This is a genomic window from Mesonia oceanica, from assembly GCF_902499555.1.
Lineage (GTDB): Bacteria > Bacteroidota > Bacteroidia > Flavobacteriales > Flavobacteriaceae > Mesonia > Mesonia oceanica.
Genome location: NZ_CABVMM010000001.1, coordinates 156,063 through 175,949, shown reverse-complemented (window position 1 = coordinate 175,949; position 19,887 = coordinate 156,063). Strand labels below are relative to the sequence as shown.

The window sequence follows — 19,887 nt, the reverse complement described above, 5'->3', positions numbered from 1 at the left end:
GGATTTATTCCTTAAAAAAGGATTATTTCCTTAAAGTGTAAGTTTTACTACACGTTTTTTCTTTCCTTTATTGCCTTCTAAAATTACTGCATCATAATTATCGCTAATTACACCTTCAGCAACTTTATAGGTTACTTTTGACTCATCATTATTAATTACTTGTTCATAGTTAAATTCTCCTGTAGGTAAAATTTCAATTGCATAAAGGCTTAATTTTTTTATACGTTTATCGTCAAAACGAATTCTGTCATCTCTCATTTTTTTTACTTTATCAGAGCCATTCAATAAGATGATAATACGATCATCTTTAACAGTAGATAAGTAAGAAAAATAATCTATTGCGTTTCCTTTAGTAACTTGCCTTTTATTAATATTTCTAGCCCATTCCATTTTACCCTTTGTATTGATTTTACAAGCAAAAATATCATTATAATAATAAGTATAACTGGTAGCTCCTGTTTTGTAGTTGGTATGTGTCACAATATAATATTCTTCTGCAGTAAAAAATACATTCCCCTGATTATCAATATGTGTTCCCCTATAAGTTAAATTAGAAAGCTCTTTTCCTTTTCCAGCTTTTCTTTTACCGCGTTTCTCTCCATATTTATCAATCATAAACTGCTCTGTAAAAGGGTTGAATGACGATGCTTTTATGCTGAAGTTTTCTTTATCTATATTATAATATACTGTTCCTTTATAACGAAAGTCATTTTTTTCAGAATAGAAACCTACACATACTAAATTGTTATCATCATTTATTAACTCCATCGAACCCACAAAGTTTTCTGCGGTATCAAATGAAAGCTCTTTACTTCCGCTAGCATTAAGTTGATACAATTTATACACATAGTTAGACTTTCCTTTTTTCTTCATTCTTTTACTTTCATACAATTTTCCTAAGAAATAAGCATCTCCATTGCTATCGTCAATAGTAATGGAGTTATAATGAAACAAATTGTCTCTCACACCTTCTTGTTTAAATTGATTTTCAAAAACAAGGTTGAAATCATTATCATAGACCTTTACCAAATGTGTTTCTTCTTTATCGTCTTTAATATCGAAATTAAAAGCAATATAATTTCTATTCTTAGATAAATAAACTTCTCCTGTAGGATCGTGATCTACCTGACCTAAATTACTAATAGGAATAAATCCTACTGAAAAGAAAAATGGCTTTTTCACATCATCTCTAGAAACTGAAAAAATCTTTTTCCCTTCGCCGCTAAAGTCAAGCTTAGATAAAGAAGAAGTAAGCAAATTATAATCGTTGGTATTGGCTTCACGGTTAAGCTTGTATTCTATTAAATTTAATTGACCATCTTTTACAAATAGACTTTTAATACTGCTATCATCAATCTTATACTCGTACTCACTTACTAAGTTTAACGAAGCATCATAGTGCTCAATATAATAACCCTTAGGCATCTTTATAAGCCCTGCACGGTAAAGCCTTGCCGAGATAAAACCTCCTTTGCCGTCATCGGCAGTGAACATAAGCTCTGTATCTTTCTTTTTGTCTTTTTCAATTTTACTTTTAGTTACTTGAATTGGACTAATTTGTGCCTGAAGAGTAATATTAAGACATAACATTACCAATAAGAATAGTTTAAATTTCATGATAAATTTTTTAGTTGTGGCAATATAGACACTTTTGTTAAAAATATTAACATTTTTTTTGATAAAAAAGCCGATACTTTATGAGTATCGGCGGCTTTCTAGATTGTATTAAATTCAAATATTTACTCTCCTGGAAACTCTGCTTTTCGCTTTTGTAAAAATGCGGAAGTTCCTTCTTTAAAATCTTCGGTACCAAAACTCTTACCGAAGCCTTCGATTTCCTTTTCAAAGCCATTAACTCCATCTTCATAATTAGCATTTATGGCTTCGATTGCCTGAGCGATAGCAACTGTCGAGTTTTTCATGATTTTACCGGCAAGTTTTTCAGCTAATTCCATTAAATCCTCTAGGGGAGTCACATGGTTTACCAAATTGTATTGTAAGGCTTGATTAGCATCAATCATTCCGGCGGTCATAATCATTTCCATCGCACGGCCTTTTCCTACTAATTGCGGTAAACGTTGCGTACCACCATAACCGGGGATCACTCCTAATGAAGTTTCCGGTAATCCTAATTTGGCATTTTCACTGGCAATCCTAAAATGGGCAGCCATCGCCAATTCGAGTCCGCCACCTAAGGCAAAGCCATTAACAGCAGCGATCACGGGCTTTTTAAAATTAGCAATAACATCGAATACTTCTTTATGACCTCGAGCAGCAAGATCTTTTCCTTCTTCAACAGAATAATCGGCAAATTCTGAAATATCAGCTCCGGCTACAAAGGCTTTTTCTCCACTTCCTGTCAGGATAATTACTTTGGTTTCTTCATCGCTTTCTAACTCCACAAAAGCATCGTGAATCTCGCTTAGGGTTTCCCTATTTAAGGCGTTTAACTTTTTAGGTCGGTTAATAGTTAACGTAGTAATATAATTTTCGGTTTCAACTAAAATATTTTGGTAACTCATGGTTTTATTTTTTTGGAAATTTAACAATAAATGTGGTGCCTTCGCCTTCTTCAGAAGTAAAATTTATACTCCCTTGAAAAGCTTCTATAATGGTTTTTATAATTCCTAAACCTAATCCCATTCCGCTAGATTTGGTGGTAAACTTGGGTTCAAAAATCCGAGGTTTATTTTCTTCTGAAATTCCGTGACCGTTGTCTTTCACCAAAATAACTACATTACTCCCATCCGTTTTTACGGCTACTTCAATTTTTGGATTTTCTTTTTCTTCAGAAGCCTGAATGGCATTTTTTACTAAATTGGTAACTACACGTATGAGTTGCGTTCTATCGAACTTGGCAAGAATTTCGTCTCTTTCGGTTTCAAAATAAATATAATCTTCATTGAAAATATCCAACCCAAGTTTTACAATTTTCGGAACGTTCAATTCTTCATTTTGTTGGGCGGGCATTTTAGCAAAATTAGAGAAAGCCGAGGCGATAGAACTCATCGTATCGATTTGCTGAATTAAAGTAGAACTGAACTCTTTCAGCTTTTGTTTAAAGTCTGGATCATCCGGATCAAACCTTCTTTCAAAACTCTGTACACTTAAACGCATAGGCGTCAACGGATTTTTAATTTCGTGCGCTACTTGCTTAGCCATTTCCCTCCAAGCTTGCTCACGCTCACTCCTAGCGAGTTTTACGGCACTTTCTTCCAGTTCATCAATCATGGAATTGTAGGCTTTTATCAACGAACGAATTTCAACAGAGGTGTCTTTTAGTTTTATCTTCTTATTTTTTCGATCTAATCGGGTGGCAAGAATTTTTTCACTGACTGCCTTTAATGAAGAAGTAATGTATTTCGAAAGAAAATAGGAAAGTAAAATAGCAGCGATAATCATCACGATATATACCTGTCCCAATATAGAAAGGAAACTCTTTAGTTGAGTATCTACAAAACCATCATCTTCAATATGAGGTAAATTTAAAATCGCAAGTGGTTTAAAATATTGATCTGTGATATAACTATACGATGATTGGTAGTCTCCTCCTTCTCCTCCAAAATGATATTGGACAAAACGATTACTCTGTGAGTTTTCGAGCCCTTCTAAAGCTTCCTTTGACATTCGAGTGCTTAAACTATCCCGAAAAAATGTAGCTTTAGAAGACTTTAGCAGATTTCCTTTAAGATCATAGATATTAATTTCGGTTCCGTGAATATTCTGTAGTTCGTAGATTTTGTCTTTAAAAATTAACGGAATATGCTCTGTATCTACCGGATAGGTCGTGTTTTTTATTTCGTAATTAATACTTGCCCGAATGGAAGCTTCTTTTCGCTTTAATTTATCTTTTTGATAAGCCCTTGCTTCATCTTTATACTGAATAATAGTAACCCCGGCAATGAGAATAGAAGCTCCCAACACCAAAAATATCATACTAAAAAAGATACGGGTTCGTAAGGAACGTGTAAAAAATTTCATAGCCAGTTATTAAAGCATTTATCTCGAATATCACCGAGAAGCAACAAAATTAGAGCCAAATTACTCTTCGTTTTTTTTAGCCCGATAGCGTTTATAAATTTTAAATCCAAGCATTAAAATAATTGCTAGAGCAAAAACTCCAATCACTCCAAAAATCCAGTTGATGGAATTTTTTAAAATTACTAAAAATACTACTGAAAAGAGAATAAGCGTAGAACCTTCATTCCATAAACGCATTTGATTAGAGGTCCATTTCACGACATCGTTTTGCAATTGCTTAAAAATATGATGGGTTTTAAAATGGTAAGCAAACAATAGAACGACAAAGGTGAGTTTTACATGCATCCAACCTTGTTCTAACCAAAACGGCTGAATAACCAATAACAACACGGCAAAAATAGTCGCTAAAATTGCTGATGGCCATGTAATGATGAACCAAAGCCGTTTAGCCATCAGTTTTAGTTGTTTACCAAGAATTTCTTTTTCGGGTGAAGCTTTGTGAAAAGCTTCAATTTGATAAACAAACAATCGCGGAATATAAAATAAACCGGCAAACCAAGTAATCACAAAAATAAGGTGAAGCGATTTAATGTAATTGTAATATTCCATTTAGGGTTTCTTTGAAGGGTTTTGATGGGTGTTGAAAATAGCAACAACTGTAATTTCTTTATTTAAAACTTCATAAAAGAGCAAGTAAGGGAACTTTTTAAAAGGTATTTTTCTAATTTCTCTAGCGTGAAACGGAAAAGCATCAGGCGATTTGAGCAAATAAGAAATAGTTTCATTTAACGAAATTGTAAATCGTTTTCCAAGTCCTTTTTGTTGAGATTCATAATAATCGATAGCATCTTCAATATCAGAAATGGCATCCGATAAAAACTGAATACTATATTCCATATTTTTTCTCAATTCTTTTTTTTACTTCTTCGTAAGAGAATTTTTCAGCTTTCCCTTCTCTTAATAACTTTATACGTTTTTCTAGCTCTTGTGTTTGCTTTTCAGATAAAACATCTTTTTCATAAGCAATTTTTTCCTCTCTTACCATATTCATACTTTCCCTTGCTAATAAAAGTTTAACTTGTTTGAGCTTTTCAACATCATTACAAGCAATAATTGCTTGTAAAAGTTCAATTTTGAAAGTATTTAATTTTTCTTCATTCATAACCACCCGTTTTTACAAATATAAAGATTAAGCTTTTAAAATTTTTGAGGGCTTGCTTGTTCTTCCATTTCTTCAGGTTTTAAATGATGTCGAATTTCCCTGTTTAGGAAAAATCCGGTAACAATAGTTGAAATCACATCGGCAAGAGGAAAGGAAATCCAAACACCAAATTCTCCAAAATACTTCGGAAGAATTAAAATTAAGGGAATAAAGAAAAAACCCTGCCGGGTTAAGGTTAGCAAAAGCGCGGGAAGAGCTTTCCCTATTGCCTGAAAGTAAGCTGAGCCTATTAATTGCAATGCAATAATGGGAATCGCAGCGAATACCCAACGCATTGCTCCAGGAGTTTCTTTGAGGATAGTTTTATCTTGCGTAAACACGGAAACAATTTCTTTAGGGAATATCATAATAATTGCGAAGACAAAGAGTGCTAGAATACTAGCATATAAAATCGCTTTATTAATGCTTTCCCTCACTCGGTGAGGGTTTCCTGCTCCGTGATTATAACCGGCAATAGGAAGAAAGCCTTGTGTGACACCCAACACAGGGAACAAAGCAAACATTAGCATTCTACCAATAATGGCATAAACAGCTACAGATGATTCCCCTCCTAATTTAAAGAGGATATTATTCATTAATAAATAGGTTAAACTCACTACGGCTTGTCTGGCCAAAGTAACAAAACCCAAGGCACCTATTTCCCCCAATATTTTTTTATTCAATCCGAAATGATGGAGAGAAATTCTTAATTCAGAATTTTTAGATAAGAAGAACCAAAGTACATACAGAAAACAGACCATGTAAGAACCGGTAGTGGCCCAAGCGGCTCCCAACATTCCCATATCAAAAACATTGATTAAAAAGTAATCGGCTATCAAATTTCCCACAGAAGGAATAATCATGGCAATCATGGCAAAATTAGGCTTTCCTTCTGCCCTAATTACATTATTGCCCATCATACTCAAAGCAAGAATGGGAACGCCGTACAATACCACTTTATAATAAATTTTGGCAGGCTCAAAAATTTCCCCTTTGCCACCAAAAGCCGGAATTAAATCATTGATAAACCATAAACCGACAATCACAAAAGAAACCGTCAGTAAGATGGTTAAGGTTATTTGATTGCCAAAAGTTTTTAATGCTTTCTCGTTATTGTTAGCTCCCAATGCTCGGGAAATAATAGAAGACCCACCAATCCCAATGGCCATTCCTAAGGCTGCAATGAAAAAGGAAATGGGTAAAACCACATTAATTGCTGCAATCCCAATGGGGCCAATCCAATTTCCTACAAAAATGGTATCGACCAAGATGTTTAAAGACATCACCAAAATACCAATAGACGCAGGAACCGATTGTTTGATTAACAGTTTACTAATGGGTTCTTTGCCTAGCGTGGCCGAATCTACTTTTGGCATTAAGCTTTTTGCGTTTCAGGTTGTGTAGCCCACTCGTCTATCCAACGGCTTAAGGTTTTTACCCAATCTTCACGATCGTTTAAACAAGGAATTAAGGTAAATTCTTCCCCTCCGTTTTCTTCGAAAATCTCTTTTCCTTCCATTCCTAATTCCTCCAAAGTTTCCAAACAGTCAGAAACGAAAGCAGGAGAAACAATCGCCATTTTCTTCATTCCGTTTAAACCAAATTGCTCAATAGTTCTATCGGTATATGGTTTTAACCATGGGTCAAATCCTAATCTAGACTGAAACGAAGTACTATAAGTTCCTTCTTTAAGTTGAAGTGTTGCCGCTACTTGTTTTGTAGTTTCTAAACATTGATGACGGTAACAAAACTGATGCGCGGGTGATGGTGTTTGGCAACAAGAACCATCTATTTTACAATGCGAATTGGTAACATCGCTCTTTTTAATATGTCGCTCCGGAACTCCGTGATAACTAAATAACAAATGCTCGTAATCTACACCTTCCAGTTTTTCAGCAATACTTCTGGAAAGCACATTGATATAGTCGGGATGATTATAAAATGGAGGAACAGTCGTAAATTTTATCTGCGGAAAAAATTCTTTCTGCAATTGTTCTGCTAGTACTAAAATGGTCTCGGTAGTTGCCATCGCAAACTGTGGATAAAGTGGCATTAACAATACCTCATCTACACCTTTATCAACTAATTCTTGCAAGCCTTGTTTAATGGAGGGTTGTCCATAACGCATGGCCAATGCAATGGGCACGCCGGTATAACTATCTACTTTTTCTTGCAAACGCTCAGAAAGCACAATTAACGGAGAACCCTCATCCCACCAAATGCGCTGATAGGCTGCGGCAGATTTTTTTGGCCTTGTATTAAGTACAATTCCCTTTACGATAAAAGCACGTAACAGATAAGGAACATCTATCACGCGTTCGTCCATTAAAAACTGGTCGAGGTATTTTTTTACGTCTTTAGGATCGGTACTTTTTGGAGAACCTAAATTCACCAATAAAACTCCTTTGCTCATATTTTTTCTTTTTCAATCACAAAAATACAACTATTAACTTCTCTCTAATTAAAGCGCTATCGATTTTATTTATTTTCTGAAAAAGCCCACAAAACACACTGCAAGAGATGCTCTTTAAAAAGTGGTTCTTGGTAAGCCTCCGTTGTGTGTCCACCACCGGTATACATAGCTACATTATCATTTCCCAACTTGTGATACCAAGCAATGGGATGCTCTTTTCCGTTTTCTCCACCTTCATAAGTGGTTTCATCTAAATTCAAGAGAACCTCAATATCTTCATTTACAAATTTGTAATTGTACCATTCGTCGGTTCGTTTCCAAACTTCTGGTAAATGACTTACGGCTGGATGCTTCGATTGATTTAACTGAATTTCGGCTTCGCAAGCTTTAGGGTGACTTACAAAATAAGCACCTACCAATTGCCCGTACCATTCCCAATCGTATTCGGTATCTGCTGCAGAATGAATTCCTAAAAAATTCCCACCATTTGTCATAAATTTTTCAAATGCCTTTTCTTGTTTTCGGTTAAGAATGTTTCCTGTGGTATTCAAAAAAACAACCAGCTTAAAATTTTTCAATTCTTTTTTATTGAAAATGGAAGCATCATCAGTTATTGTAACCTGAAAATTATTTTCTTTTCCTAATTGTTGAAAAAACTCACACCCGGCCTTTATGGATTCATGATGAAAGCCATCGGTTTTATGAAAAACCAGCACCGAGTTTTGAGCTTGAATAGAACTCAACACCAAAAGGCAGATCAGAAATAAAATAATTCGCATAACCCTATTAATTTGAAATAGGCAAAGACATAATATACTTTTTTGGGGTGGTCCCAAATTTCTTTTTAAAGGCAGCAATAAAATGACTTGCAGTGCTGTAACCTACCCGCAATCCAACTTCGTTAACATTATGTTGTCCGGTTTCCAAGAGTTTTCTCGCATAGTCCATTTTGTAATCGAAATGAAAACCAAACACTGTTTCCCCATAAATTTCTTTAAAACCTTCTTTTAGCTTTTTTAAGCTCAACCCAATTTCATCAGAAAGTTCTTGTAAAGAAGGTGGTTCTGCCATTCTATTAATGACAATTTCTTTGGCTTTTCTTATTTTTCGTACGTTCTCTTCATCTACCAAAAATGGACACTGCTCAATATCTGCTTCTTCCGGTCGGTTAAAATATAGACCTATTAACTCATAAGCTTTTCCTTTCAAATAAATTTTCTTTACCGAAGGATGCAAGTTGAAGTTTAAAATCTGACTTAAGACGACCGCCATCGACGGACTTATATTTAACTCTTGGTAATATTTTTTACCCATATTTTCTTCCGTCAGAAAATGGATATAATCCGCTTCTTCAGAAAATAAGGAATGTAATTTTTTAATGGAAACCAACACACTCACCAACCAAGATTTCGAAGAAATCTCTACATTTAAAGGCAAGTCTTTTAAGGGGTTATACAGCAACAAAGCTTTTTCATCTCCAAGACTCAAGGAGTAACCACCTTCGTTAAAATTAAACTTCGCACTTCCCTTTAAACAAAAGTGAAATTGAATAAAATCACGATGGGTTTCTTCCGTTAAAACTTCAACCTTATCGGTATTATTTTGATGCGTTAAAATCTTAAAACTATCTTCTATCGTTACTTTTTGAAAAGCACTTTCAGCGTTATTTTTTTCAGTTGAATTCATCTCTCTAATTCTTGTTTTTATTTAGAATCGTTCTAAAATAAAGTTTTCGAAACATCTGCTATAGCTTCAAAATTAAGCTAATTACTACAAAAATAGACTTTTATAACAGAAAATAACTTCTATCGACAATAAAAGTACTTCTGCCGTTATTTTTAGAATTTCTTAACTATTAAATTTGCAACCGAATCACGGCTTTTTATTAATGCTAAACGGACATACATCTAAACATACAACTTTTTACGCAATTGGTTTAAGTTACCAAAAAGCAGATGCCGAAATTAGAGGTCATTTTAGCTTAGACGAAGAGCAAAAACACGCTCTGATTGCTGATGCGAAAAAAGAAGGGATTACTGGAATTTTAGTAACTTCCACTTGTAATCGAACGGAAATTTACGGATTTGCACAACACCCTTTTCAGCTTATCAAATTGCTTTGCCAACATACCCGAGGAACGGTGGAAGAGTTTGAAAAAGTAGCTTATGTCTATAAATCAAAAGAAGCTATTTCTCATATTTTTAAAGTAGGTACTGGTTTAGACAGTCAAATTTTAGGAGATTTTGAGATTATAAGTCAGTTAAAATATGCATTTGCCATTTCTAAAAATGCAGGGATGGCCACTCCGCTTTTAGAGCGTTTGCTTAATTCTGTGATTCAAGCCAGTAAGCGCATCAAAAATGAAACGGAAATTTCTTCCGGGGCGACTTCAGTTTCTTTTGCCTCAGTTCAATATATTTTAAATGAAGTGAACAATGTTTCCAAAAAAAACATTCTTCTTTTTGGAACCGGAAAAATAGGAAGAAATACTTGCGAAAACCTTATTAAACACACCAAAAACGAGCACATCACGCTCATTAACCGTACAAAAGATAAAGCAGAAAAAGTTGCGGGAAAATTCAATTTAATTGTAAAAGATCACGCAGAGCTTCAGGCAGAAATTAGAAATACCGATATTTTAATTGTCGCCACGGGAGCACAAAACCCAACTATTTCTAAAGAACTTATCTACTGTAAGAAAGAGTTATTGATTTTAGACCTTTCGATCCCTAAAAATGTGGCCGACGATGTAGCCGATTTAGAAAATGTGACGCTTGTTCATTTAGATGACCTTTCTAAAATGACCGATCAGACGTTGGAAAATCGTAAAAAGCACATTCCGCAAGCCGAAGAAATTATAGAAGAAGTAAAAGCAGATTTTAATGCTTGGTTAGAAACCCGAAAATTTGCGCCTACCATAAAAGCGCTTAAAAAGAAACTTGGTGAAATGAAAGATGCCGAGTTAGATTTTCAGCGTAAAAAAATAAATGATTTTAATAATGAACATGCTGAAATTGTAAGCAACCGCATTATTCAAAAAATCATGAACCAATTTGCGAGCCACTTAAAAAATGGTTCAGACTCTACCGATGAAAGCCTTGAACTTATTCAGAAGGTGTTTCAATTAGACGATTTTTCCAAATAAAATGAGCAAGACAATACGCATAGGAACCCGCGATAGTGAATTGGCATTATGGCAAGCCAATACCGTGAAATCTAAATTAGAAGCTTTGGGTTATCAAACGGAATTACTTCCGGTAAAATCGACCGGCGATTTAAATTTAGACCAACCGCTTTACGAAATGGGCATCACCGGAATTTTTACCAAAACCCTAGATGTGGCGATGGTGAAAGATCAAATTGATATTGCTGTACATTCGATGAAAGATGTTCCTACCAAATTACCTCACGGAATTGTTCAAGGAGCGGTTTTACCGAGAGCGAACGTAAGCGATATTCTTATTCATAAAGGCTTAGAATTTCTTTCGGGAGAAGGAACTATTGCTACCGGAAGTCTGCGTAGAAAAGCACAATGGCTAAACCGCTATCCAAATCATCAAGTTGAAAATTTACGTGGAAATGTAAACACGCGTCTACAAAAATTGGAAGATAACGATTGGAACGGAGCTATTTTTGCCGCTGCCGGATTGGAACGTATTAATTTAAAGCCCGAAAATTTTATCAACCTTGATTGGATGATTCCTGCTCCTGCCCAAGGGGCGATGCTGATTGTAGCAAAAGAAAATGATGAATTCTCTAAAGAAGCCGTAGCCAAGCTGAATGATGAACATACGGAAATCTGTGTGGAAATAGAACGGGAATTTCTTCAAGTTTTAGAAGGAGGCTGCACGGCACCGATTGGTGCTTTAGCAACGATCAAAGAGGAAACGGTAGAATTTAACGGAGCTTTATTTAGCTTAGACGGAAAAATAAAATTAGAAGAAAAAGCTTCCTTTTCCTTAAAAAATTACAAAAACCAAGGAGAAAAAGCGGCAAAATCTATACTTTCAAACGGTGGAAAAGAATTGATGCGGGACATCAAGGCTAAATTAAATAATTAATGCAAAAAAAGTTTACCCGATCTAATATTATTGTTTGGTTCTTAGACCTCTTCTTATTAGCTTTTTTAGTCTTTGATTTCGGGTTTCAGAGCTTTAAAGATTTTAGAGAGTATAAGATTATTGTCCTTCCCGTTTTATTACTCTCCCTTATTGCTTTTAACATCCATAAATACAGGAGTTTTAAAGCTAACCTTAAAATAAAAAAAACAGCTAGAATTAACCTTATCTTGCTTTCGGTCTTGATTGTACTTGAAGTAATTTCTATTATCACCAATTATCAAGGTTCGTTTTTAGATACTTTTTTTCAGGAAAGATATATTATTGAATACGGTTTATTATTCTATTTCTTTATAAGATTAACCTTTTTAATGCGCCGTATTTACAGTATTTACTTTAATCCGGCGATTTTATTTGTGGGGAGTTTCGCACTCATTGCCTTGGCGGGAACTTTTTTGCTAATGCTTCCTGCAGCCACTACCCACGGTATTAATTTTATCGATGCTTTATTTACTGCAACTAGTGCGACGGCCGTTACCGGACTTATTGTCTTAGACACCGCCAAAGATTTTACCCCCTTTGGGCAAACGGTAATCATGGCACTTTTTCAAGTTGGAGGCTTAGGAATGCTAACCTTTACTTCTTTTTTCGCTTATTTCTTTAAAAGTGGAGCTTCTTTTAAGGAAAGCTTGTATATGAAAGATATTTTAGGGCAAGAAAACCTCAATAGCATCATGCAAGTAGCCATGAGCATAGTCGTTTTTTCTTTGTTTTTAGAAGCAATGGGAGCTTTGTTCATCTATTTCTCCCTTCAGGATATCGAAAGTTTTAAGGATCGTGGTTTTTTTGCGGTTTTTCATGCGATTTCAGCCTATTGTAATGCCGGATTTTCCATTTCTTCCTCCGGGCTTTATGACGAATCGCTTCGCTACAATTATTACATGCAATGGGTGGTGATGAGTTTGATTGTATTGGGAGGTTTAGGATATAATATTGCTTCCAATTTCATTCAATATGTAAAACAATTTTTTATCAATTTATTCAACAGAAAAAGGAAGAAGTTTATTTCTCGGGTGATTACACTTAACACCAAAATAGTGATCTACACCACCATTATTTTGATTGTTGCCGGAACTGCTTTTTTCCTAGTTTCAGAACAAGAAACATTCTTGAATGAACACAAAACCATCTTTGGTAAATTTACTACCGCTATGTTTTCTTCTGTTACCTCAAGAACGGCAGGTTTCAATACCATTGATATGCGAAATTTCACCGTTCCCGGTATATTATTTATGATCTTTTTGATGTGGATTGGAGCTTCCCCCGCATCTACAGGAGGTGGAATTAAAACAACGACTTTTGCCTTAGCCACCCTTAATATTTTTTCTATCGCAAAAGACAAATCCAATATTGAAATAGGCACACGAAGAGTTTCTAAAGAATCGGTACAAAGAGCTTTTGCCATTATGTCTATCTCTTTAGCTTCAATAGGCTTAGGTATTTTATTATTGCTTATTTTTAATCCAGAATTTACGCTTTTGGAAATTGCTTTCGAAGTCTTTTCTGCCTTTAGCACGGTCGGACTTTCCTTGGGAATTACTTCAGAACTTAGTGATCCCAGTAAATATGTGGTCGTTTTCTTGATGTTTTTTGGAAGAATAGGTTTAATCAACCTAATGATAGGTATTCTAAAAAATGTAAACACTACAGAATATACCTATCCTAAAGAGAATATTTTAATCAACTAAAAGTTAGCAGCTATGAAGATAGTAGTCATTGGTTTAGGAAATTTCGGAATGTCACTCGCCATTCATCTGGCAGACTCCGGAAATGAAGTAATTGCTGCAGATCGGGATATTGAAAAAATAGAACTCATAAAAGATAAAGTTTCGCATGCGGTTGCTTTAGACGCCACCAACGAGAACGCTTATCACTCGCTACCATTAAAAAGTACCGATCTAGCAATTGTTGCCATTGGAGAAAAAGATGGTGCTGCGATGATGAGTACCGCTATTATTAAAAAAATCACCAATGCACGCGTTGTAGCTCGTTCTTCCTCACCCATTCAAGATACCATTTTAGAAGCGATGGGCGTAGATAATATAATTCATCCAGAGCAAGAGTTTGCTGAGCGGCTTACTAAAAAAATCAACTTAAAGGGAAGTATCGATAACTTTGAAATTGATGATGATTATTTAGTATCAGAAGTTTCGGTTTGTGATGAACTGGTCGGAAAAGATTTAATTGAATCTAATTTTAGAAGTAAATACAATCTGAATATTATTACCATTTTACGTAAAAAGGAATACACGAATATTATTGGGAGAAAATCCAGTAAAAAAGAAGTTATAGGGATGCCAAAACCAGAGACCGTTTTTCAGCAAAACGATGTATTGGTGGTGTTTGGGAAAAAAAGTGATATTGAAAAATATTTAGAAAAAGATGCCAAGCGTTCTAACAACTAAAAAACTGACTAAAAGTCAAGAATCTTTGTTGTTTAACGCAGGAATTTCTTGGGTGAATTATAGTGCCATTCAAATTGAATTCAATAAAAATATAATCATACCAGCAACAATAGAAAATGCTATTATAACGAGTAAAAATGCTTGGTTAGCGGTAAAAGGAAATACGAAAATTGAAAGTGCTTTTGTGGTTGGAAGCAAGACTGAAAAAATACTAAACGAAGCGAATATTGCAATCATCGAAAAAGCTGATAATGCCAAAGAATTAGCAGATCAAATTATACAAAAGCATGCCGAAAAATCATTTACTTTTCTCTGCGGAAACAAAAGAAGAAATGAGCTACCCAAAATGCTTCAACAACATCAGATAAAATTAAATGAAATTGAAGTATATAAAACTAAATTAAACCCCAAGGAATTTCAACAAGAGTTTGATGGGATTCTTTTTTTTAGTCCAAGTGCAGTTCAAAGTTTTTTTCAAGTCAATAAAAGTAAAGGTGAAGTTGCTTTTTGCATAGGTAATACCACTGCTAATGAAGCTAAAAAATATACAAACAAAATTATAATTGCAAATCAACCCACGATCGAAAATGTAATCGTACAAGTGGTGAAAGAATTTATAAAATAATGCTAAAGGCAATATGAAAAACAGGTTTCCTGCAAGGTTTAAAAACCCTGTAGGTATGAATAATAGACAAGGATGATTAAAAATGAAAGATGACGGGAAAAACAATATAGTAAACCTGTAATCTATGAAATAATTAAAATTAGTCAGGTCGAGTAATTTTGCAGAATGAAAAACAGGCTTCCTGCAAGGTTTATAAAACCTTGTAGGTATGAATAGACAAGGATGATTAAAAATGAAAGATGACGGAAAAACAAAATAGTAAGCCTGTAATCTATGAAATAATTAAAATTCGTCAGTTAGAGGAATTTTGCAGAATGAAAAAATGAAAAATTGTTTCGAAAAACGAATTATTGCAGAATAAAAACCTACAAGGTCATCAAGACCTTGTAGGTATAGTAATTAGATAGAAAACAAGAATGAAATTAGAAGCCATAGAACAAGAAAAATACTATCACATTTATAACCGTGGAATAAATGGAGGTACTATTTTCTTTTCGGATGACAATAAATTTTATTTTTTATCAAAACTTAAAATGTACCTTGAAAATAAAGTTGAGATATTGGCTTACTGTTTACTGAACAATCATTTTCATCTTATCGTAAAAATAATTTCAGAGCCTTCAGTAGCCTCTCAGTCTTTATCTAATCTTTTCAATGCGTATGCAAAAGCTATTAATAAACAACAAGAGAGAACTGGAAGTTTATTTGAAAAACATTTCAAAAGAATAGAACTGAAAAACGAAAAATATCTTCAAAATCTTATAATTTATATTCATCTAAACCCAATGAAGCATTTCAATATTGATTTTGAAAATTATAAATATTCTTCTTATCCTTCTATTTTATCAAATAAACCAACCACATTAAAGAGAAATGATGTGCTGCAATTGTTCGATGGAAAAGAAAATTTTAAATATGTTCATCAGCAGAGAAATTTAGAAATTGAAGAAAAGTTTAAATTAGAATAGTCATAGAAAAACTTATACCTACAAGGTCATCGAGACCTTGCAGGATAAAAAGGAAACTCCTGCAAGATTTAAAAACCTTGTAGATATAAAATTAACGAAAGATGATTAAAAACGATTTATTTTTAAAAGCTTTAAAAGGAGAAACGGTAGAGCGACCACCCGTTTGGATGATGCGCCAAGCAGGTAGGTATTTACCCGATTTTATGAAGCTGAAAGAAAAATACGACTTCTTTACTCGTTGTCGAACTCCAGAATTAGCCACCGAAATTACAGTGATGCCTATTCATCAAGTAGGCACTGACGCAGCGATTTTATTCAGTGATATTTTGGTAGTTCCTCAAGCGATGGGTATCGAAATAGAAATGAAACCAGGTGTTGGTCCTTGGCTTCCCAATCCGGTAAGAACGCCGGTACAAGTGAATGATATTGTTATTCCCGATGTGTACGAAGAATTAGGTTATGTGTACAAGGCCATTAAAATGACCAAACAAGAATTAAACGATGAAGTTCCACTGATTGGTTTTGCTGGTTCTCCGTGGACGATTCTTTGCTATTTAGTGCAGGGACAAGGTTCTAAAAACTTTGATAAAGCGAAAGAATTTTGCTTTAAGCGTCCAATGGCAGCACACATTTTACTTCAAAAAATTACCGATACGACTATTGCCTACTTAAAAGGAAAAGTAGAAGCGGGAGTAGATGCGCTTCAAATTTTTGATTCTTGGGGCGGCATGCTTTCCCCTACCGATTATCAAGAATTTTCTTGGAAATATATCCAACAGATCATTGATGCATTGAAAGACGAAGTTCCTGTGATTGCTTTTGGGAAAGGTTGCTGGTTTGCATTAAAAGAAATGAGTGAATCAGGCGCTTCAGCATTAGGTGTTGACTGGACATGTTCGGCAAGAAATGCCCGATACTTAAGTGGCGGACAAATAACTTTACAAGGGAACTTTGATCCTTCACGATTATTTTCGCCTCCTAGGGAAATTAAATCGATGGTACATCAAATGATCGATGAGTTTGGGAAAGACCGCTACATCGTCAACCTTGGTCACGGAATTTTACCGAATATTCCGGTTGAAAATGCCAAGGCTTTTGTAGAAGCTGTAAAAGAATATCAGCCTCGATAAATGGCAATCTGGGCCAAAATAAAACAGCTCAATTTGAAGCAAGCCTTCATTTTAGGTAAAACCTTTTTATTTCGGCCCGGCTTACTTTTTCCCACTTATCGAGCAACTAAAAAAACGGTTGGAATATGTAATCGGTTATTTGGTAAAGCCCATCATAAAGACAATGAAACCAATGCTTTTCGGCATGCGCTATGGAATTTTTTGATTGCTGAAGAATCACTTCCGCAGTTAAAAGAAAAAAGCAAAGCGATAGCTTGGGCAAAAGAAATTACCGATTTGCACGAAAAACTTTCTCCCAATCCGGCATTGCCACGTGCGATGGATTTACACAATAATCAAATAGGAAGAAACCTATTTCAACAAGAAATCCCTTCTGAAGAAATTATTGAAAAGCTACGAGAAATGATGAAAGATGCCAAGCAAATAAATCAAGCTGAACAAGTTTCTAACCATACCAATAGATTGGTTTATATAGAAAAGAACAAACATTCTAAAATAAGTTAGTTATGTTAAGCAAAGGACTTAGGGACGAAGAAAAGGAACAAGTTAATAAAGCCTTTAATGCATTGTTAAGTTGGGAATATATTCCCGAAGAATGGCAAAAACAAGATCGGGAAAAATATAGTTTATACCTTAAACAACAACTAGATTACAGCTTAAACGAGCTTATTTCCGTAGAAAAAAGAGATTTAAAAGACAAGTTAATTCAAAAACACTTTGATTTTGAACTATACCTCAAATTAGGTGAAGTGCTTGAGCAAATTATCGATTTAGAGCCTGCTAAAAATCGAGCGCTAATAGCAGAAAAAATTATTTTTATTTATCAAGTAGCTCAAGAAGAAAGCAAAACTTTTTCTTTTGAGCTCGTGCAGAAAATAAACGCAACAAAAAAATACCTCAGTAATTCATGAAAGAGCAATTTTATCAATACATAGAAACGCTTCAAGACACGATTACTCAAAAGCTGGAAGAAATTGATGGCAAAGCGAAGTTTCAAGAAGACCTCTGGAATCGAGAAGAAGGTGGTGGCGGAAAAACCCGTGTAATTGAAAATGGAAATGTTTTTGAAAAAGGCGGAGTGAATATTTCAGCAGTTCACGGTCCGTTAGCTCCGGCTATGCAAAAATATTTTAATGTGGGCGAGGTGAATTTTTTCGCATGTGGCTTGAGTTTAGTAATTCACCCCAAAAATCCGATGGTTCCCACAGTACATGCCAATTGGCGTTATTTTGAAATGTACGACCCAGAAGGGAACACCATCGATCAATGGTTTGGGGGCGGACAGGACCTAACACCTTATTATTTGTTTGAAGAAGATGCCAAACACTTTCATCAAGTATCTAAGAATGCTTGTGACAAACACGATGCTAGTTTTTATGTTGAATATAAAAAGAAGTGTGACGAGTATTTTTGGAATGCTCACCGTCACGAAGCTCGTGGAATTGGTGGGTTGTTCTTTGATTATTTAAAAAGCACGGAAGAAAAAAGTATTGAAGACTGGTATAATTTTGTTACCGAAGTAGGTAATAGTTTTCTTGATGCTTATGTCCCAATTGTCGAAAGACGCAAAGATTTAAACTACCATCAAAACCATCGTGATTGGCAAGAAGTACGAAGAGGACGTTACGTAGAGTTTAATCTTGTACACGATAAAGGCACTTTATTCGGCTTAAAAACAAACGGAAGAATAGAAAGCATCTTAATGAGTTTACCGCCACACGTACAATGGAAATACGACCACCATCCTGAAAAAGGAAGCGAAGAAGAAAAACTGCTAGAAGTATTGAAGAAACCGGTAGATTGGGTTTAATTAGGCAGTAGGCAGTAAATCGAAAAAAATTCAAAAAATAAAAATTTCCAGTAAGCTTCATTTTAAGGACACTTAAACCTACTTACTGGCAACTAAATACTAAGATATGTTCCCATTACAAAGAAATAGAAGATTACGTACCAACGAATCTATACGAAGTTTAGTAAGAGAAACAAGTGTGAGTCCACAAGATTTTATGTGCCCCATGTTTGTTACTGAAGGAAAAGGAGTAAAAACAGAAGTTCCTTCTATGCCCGGAGTTTATCGCCAATCTTTAGATGGTACTGTAAAAGAAGTAAAAGAATTATGGTCTTTAGGCGTAAAAGCTGTAAATCTTTATGCGAAGGTAAGTGAAAATTTAAAAGACAATACCGGTAAAGAAGCTTGGAACAAAGATGGTCTTATGCAGCAAACCATTAAAGCCATAAAAGATGCCGTTCCAGAAATGATTGTGATGCCCGATGTTGCGCTAGATCCTTATTCTATTTACGGCCACGATGGCATTATAGAACAAGGTCAGGTTGCTAACGATCCTACTGTTGATGCTTTAACGAAAATGAGCATTAGCCATGCAGAAGCAGGAGCAGATTTTATCGCACCTAGCGACATGATGGATGGCAGAATTTTAGCCATTAGAAATGGCTTAGAAGAAAATGGGTTTCATAACGTAGGTATTATGAGTTACAGCGCCAAATATGCCTCTGCATTTTACGGTCCGTTTCGTGATGCGTTAGATTCTGCTCCTAAAGACAGCACCGTAGAAGTACCTAAAGACAAAAGAACCTATCAAATGGATTTTGCCAATCGTACCGAAGCCATCAAAGAAGCCATTCACGATGTAGAAGAAGGTGCAGATATCGTCATGGTAAAACCCGGTTTATGCTATTTAGATGTAGTAAGAGAAGTTAAAAATGCTGTAAATGTACCTGTTGCCGTTTATCAAGTTTCTGGAGAATATGCTATGATTAAAGCTGCTTCAGAAAAAGGATGGATAGACCATGATGCCGTTTTACTAGAACAATTAACTGCCATAAAAAGAGCAGGAGCTAGTATTATTTCAACGTATTTTGCAAAGTATGCTGCTCAGTTAATTTCCTAGAAAGTCAAGAAAATTTTTAACCCCTAGCAACTCTCAAATATACTCTATGAGAATTGCTAGGGTTTTGTTGTTTCAAATTTTAGTTTCTTTTTAAGAGAAGGGTTCTCATTTAATTTATAACTTGTCCTAATAAACTA

21 protein-coding genes are annotated in these 19,887 nt (G+C 34.9%); 11 read left to right on the top strand and 10 right to left on the bottom strand.

The annotated features are described in order from the left end of the window. Nucleotides 1-30: 30 nt before the first annotated feature. The 10 genes from FVB9532_RS00850 to FVB9532_RS00805 all read right to left on the bottom strand — a co-directional run bounded on the left by FVB9532_RS00850 (nt 31) and on the right by FVB9532_RS00805 (nt 9,281). Nucleotides 31-1,617: a hypothetical protein gene (locus FVB9532_RS00850; RefSeq protein WP_150543321.1), complete on the bottom strand. Its 1,587-nt coding sequence runs from the start codon at nt 1,615-1,617 to the stop codon at nt 31-33. 122 nt (nt 1,618-1,739) lie between these two features. Further along, entirely contained in the window at nt 1,740-2,522 is a 783-nt protein-coding gene (locus FVB9532_RS00845; RefSeq protein ID WP_150543320.1) for an enoyl-CoA hydratase/isomerase family protein, read from the bottom strand. A 4-nt stretch (nt 2,523-2,526) separates the two neighbouring features. Beyond that, nucleotides 2,527-3,981, bottom strand: coding sequence for a sensor histidine kinase (locus FVB9532_RS00840; RefSeq protein ID WP_150543319.1), 1,455 nt, complete (start codon nt 3,979-3,981; stop codon nt 2,527-2,529). Nucleotides 3,982-4,041: 60 nt separating this feature from the next. Continuing rightward, entirely contained in the window at nt 4,042-4,590 is a 549-nt protein-coding gene (locus FVB9532_RS00835; protein WP_150543318.1) for a CopD family protein, read from the bottom strand. Then, nucleotides 4,591-4,878, bottom strand: coding sequence for a type II toxin-antitoxin system RelE/ParE family toxin (locus FVB9532_RS00830; RefSeq protein WP_150543317.1), 288 nt, complete (start codon nt 4,876-4,878; stop codon nt 4,591-4,593). Next, on the bottom strand, nt 4,868-5,143 hold the full coding sequence (locus tag FVB9532_RS00825; protein WP_150543316.1) for a hypothetical protein: 276 nt from the start codon (nt 5,141-5,143) through the stop codon (nt 4,868-4,870). Before FVB9532_RS00825 ends, FVB9532_RS00830 begins: the two co-directional genes overlap by 11 nt. Before the next feature lie 35 nt (nt 5,144-5,178). Continuing rightward, nucleotides 5,179-6,558: an MATE family efflux transporter gene (locus tag FVB9532_RS00820; protein ID WP_150543315.1), complete on the bottom strand. Its 1,380-nt coding sequence runs from the start codon at nt 6,556-6,558 to the stop codon at nt 5,179-5,181. Beyond that, the gene (gene hemH, locus FVB9532_RS00815; protein WP_150543314.1) at nt 6,558-7,595 is read right to left on the bottom strand and encodes a ferrochelatase; all 1,038 of its coding nucleotides are present in this window, start codon (nt 7,593-7,595) and stop codon (nt 6,558-6,560) included. The genes FVB9532_RS00820 and hemH overlap by 1 nt, the downstream gene beginning before the upstream one ends. Before the next feature lie 65 nt (nt 7,596-7,660). Further along, entirely contained in the window at nt 7,661-8,374 is a 714-nt protein-coding gene (locus FVB9532_RS00810; protein ID WP_150543313.1) for a ThuA domain-containing protein, read from the bottom strand. A gap of 7 nt (nt 8,375-8,381) precedes the next feature. Beyond that, complete coding sequence (locus tag FVB9532_RS00805) at nt 8,382-9,281, bottom strand: AraC family transcriptional regulator (RefSeq protein ID WP_150543312.1); 900 nt, start codon at nt 9,279-9,281, stop codon at nt 8,382-8,384. A gap of 202 nt (nt 9,282-9,483) precedes the next feature. On the opposite strand from FVB9532_RS00805, the gene hemA reads away from it, so the two are divergent. The 11 genes from hemA to hemB all read left to right on the top strand — a co-directional run bounded on the left by hemA (nt 9,484) and on the right by hemB (nt 19,750). Continuing rightward, the gene (hemA, locus tag FVB9532_RS00800) at nt 9,484-10,740 is read left to right on the top strand and encodes a glutamyl-tRNA reductase (RefSeq protein ID WP_150543533.1); all 1,257 of its coding nucleotides are present in this window, start codon (nt 9,484-9,486) and stop codon (nt 10,738-10,740) included. A 1-nt stretch (nt 10,741) separates the two neighbouring features. Continuing rightward, the gene (gene hemC / locus FVB9532_RS00795; protein WP_150543311.1) at nt 10,742-11,656 is read left to right on the top strand and encodes a hydroxymethylbilane synthase; all 915 of its coding nucleotides are present in this window, start codon (nt 10,742-10,744) and stop codon (nt 11,654-11,656) included. Next, nucleotides 11,656-13,401, top strand: a complete 1,746-nt coding sequence (locus tag FVB9532_RS00790; protein WP_150543310.1) for a TrkH family potassium uptake protein — start codon at nt 11,656-11,658, stop codon at nt 13,399-13,401. The genes hemC and FVB9532_RS00790 overlap by 1 nt, the downstream gene beginning before the upstream one ends. 12 nt (nt 13,402-13,413) lie before the next feature. After that, nucleotides 13,414-14,118 (top strand): potassium channel family protein, encoded by a 705-nt coding sequence (locus FVB9532_RS00785; RefSeq protein WP_150543309.1) that lies wholly within the window; start codon nt 13,414-13,416, stop codon nt 14,116-14,118. Continuing rightward, complete coding sequence (locus tag FVB9532_RS00780; RefSeq protein WP_150543308.1) at nt 14,096-14,743, top strand: uroporphyrinogen-III synthase; 648 nt, start codon at nt 14,096-14,098, stop codon at nt 14,741-14,743. The genes FVB9532_RS00785 and FVB9532_RS00780 overlap by 23 nt, the downstream gene beginning before the upstream one ends. A 416-nt stretch (nt 14,744-15,159) precedes the next feature. Beyond that, complete coding sequence (locus FVB9532_RS00775) at nt 15,160-15,711, top strand: transposase (protein WP_150543307.1); 552 nt, start codon at nt 15,160-15,162, stop codon at nt 15,709-15,711. 101 nt (nt 15,712-15,812) lie between these two features. Then, complete coding sequence (gene hemE / locus FVB9532_RS00770; protein ID WP_150543306.1) at nt 15,813-16,841, top strand: uroporphyrinogen decarboxylase; 1,029 nt, start codon at nt 15,813-15,815, stop codon at nt 16,839-16,841. A gap of 33 nt (nt 16,842-16,874) precedes the next feature. Further along, complete coding sequence (locus FVB9532_RS00765; RefSeq protein WP_228482226.1) at nt 16,875-17,345, top strand: DUF6973 domain-containing protein; 471 nt, start codon at nt 16,875-16,877, stop codon at nt 17,343-17,345. Nucleotides 17,346-17,347: 2 nt separating this feature from the next. Continuing rightward, nucleotides 17,348-17,752 (top strand): hypothetical protein, encoded by a 405-nt coding sequence (locus FVB9532_RS00760; protein ID WP_150543304.1) that lies wholly within the window; start codon nt 17,348-17,350, stop codon nt 17,750-17,752. After that, the gene (gene hemF, locus FVB9532_RS00755) at nt 17,749-18,651 is read left to right on the top strand and encodes an oxygen-dependent coproporphyrinogen oxidase (RefSeq protein ID WP_150543303.1); all 903 of its coding nucleotides are present in this window, start codon (nt 17,749-17,751) and stop codon (nt 18,649-18,651) included. Before FVB9532_RS00760 ends, hemF begins: the two co-directional genes overlap by 4 nt. 106 nt (nt 18,652-18,757) lie before the next feature. Next, entirely contained in the window at nt 18,758-19,750 is a 993-nt protein-coding gene (gene hemB / locus FVB9532_RS00750) for a porphobilinogen synthase (protein WP_150543302.1), read from the top strand. The last annotated feature ends 137 nt before the right edge of the window (nt 19,751-19,887 follow it).

What these genes read in the sequence shown, in the direction of transcription:
- FVB9532_RS00825 (WP_150543316.1), bottom strand. Translation starts at nt 5,143, where the DNA reads ATGAATGAAGAAAAATTAAATACTTTCAAAATTGAACTTTTACAAGCA.
- hemF (WP_150543303.1), top strand. Translation starts at nt 17,749, where the DNA reads ATGAAAGAGCAATTTTATCAATACATAGAAACGCTTCAAGACACGATT.
- FVB9532_RS00780 (WP_150543308.1), top strand. Translation starts at nt 14,096, where the DNA reads ATGCCAAGCGTTCTAACAACTAAAAAACTGACTAAAAGTCAAGAATCT.
- FVB9532_RS00845 (WP_150543320.1), bottom strand. Translation starts at nt 2,522, where the DNA reads ATGAGTTACCAAAATATTTTAGTTGAAACCGAAAATTATATTACTACG.
- FVB9532_RS00850 (WP_150543321.1), bottom strand. Translation starts at nt 1,617, where the DNA reads ATGAAATTTAAACTATTCTTATTGGTAATGTTATGTCTTAATATTACT.
- FVB9532_RS00820 (WP_150543315.1), bottom strand. Translation starts at nt 6,558, where the DNA reads ATGCCAAAAGTAGATTCGGCCACGCTAGGCAAAGAACCCATTAGTAAA.
- FVB9532_RS00840 (WP_150543319.1), bottom strand. Translation starts at nt 3,981, where the DNA reads ATGAAATTTTTTACACGTTCCTTACGAACCCGTATCTTTTTTAGTATG.
- FVB9532_RS00805 (WP_150543312.1), bottom strand. Translation starts at nt 9,281, where the DNA reads ATGAATTCAACTGAAAAAAATAACGCTGAAAGTGCTTTTCAAAAAGTA.
- FVB9532_RS00835 (WP_150543318.1), bottom strand. Translation starts at nt 4,590, where the DNA reads ATGGAATATTACAATTACATTAAATCGCTTCACCTTATTTTTGTGATT.
- FVB9532_RS00830 (WP_150543317.1), bottom strand. Translation starts at nt 4,878, where the DNA reads ATGGAATATAGTATTCAGTTTTTATCGGATGCCATTTCTGATATTGAA.
- hemE (WP_150543306.1), top strand. Translation starts at nt 15,813, where the DNA reads ATGATTAAAAACGATTTATTTTTAAAAGCTTTAAAAGGAGAAACGGTA.
- hemH (WP_150543314.1), bottom strand. Translation starts at nt 7,595, where the DNA reads ATGAGCAAAGGAGTTTTATTGGTGAATTTAGGTTCTCCAAAAAGTACC.
- FVB9532_RS00760 (WP_150543304.1), top strand. Translation starts at nt 17,348, where the DNA reads ATGTTAAGCAAAGGACTTAGGGACGAAGAAAAGGAACAAGTTAATAAA.
- FVB9532_RS00775 (WP_150543307.1), top strand. Translation starts at nt 15,160, where the DNA reads ATGAAATTAGAAGCCATAGAACAAGAAAAATACTATCACATTTATAAC.
- FVB9532_RS00785 (WP_150543309.1), top strand. Translation starts at nt 13,414, where the DNA reads ATGAAGATAGTAGTCATTGGTTTAGGAAATTTCGGAATGTCACTCGCC.
- FVB9532_RS00790 (WP_150543310.1), top strand. Translation starts at nt 11,656, where the DNA reads ATGCAAAAAAAGTTTACCCGATCTAATATTATTGTTTGGTTCTTAGAC.
- hemC (WP_150543311.1), top strand. Translation starts at nt 10,742, where the DNA reads ATGAGCAAGACAATACGCATAGGAACCCGCGATAGTGAATTGGCATTA.
- hemA (WP_150543533.1), top strand. Translation starts at nt 9,484, where the DNA reads ATGCTAAACGGACATACATCTAAACATACAACTTTTTACGCAATTGGT.
- hemB (WP_150543302.1), top strand. Translation starts at nt 18,758, where the DNA reads ATGTTCCCATTACAAAGAAATAGAAGATTACGTACCAACGAATCTATA.
- FVB9532_RS00810 (WP_150543313.1), bottom strand. Translation starts at nt 8,374, where the DNA reads ATGCGAATTATTTTATTTCTGATCTGCCTTTTGGTGTTGAGTTCTATT.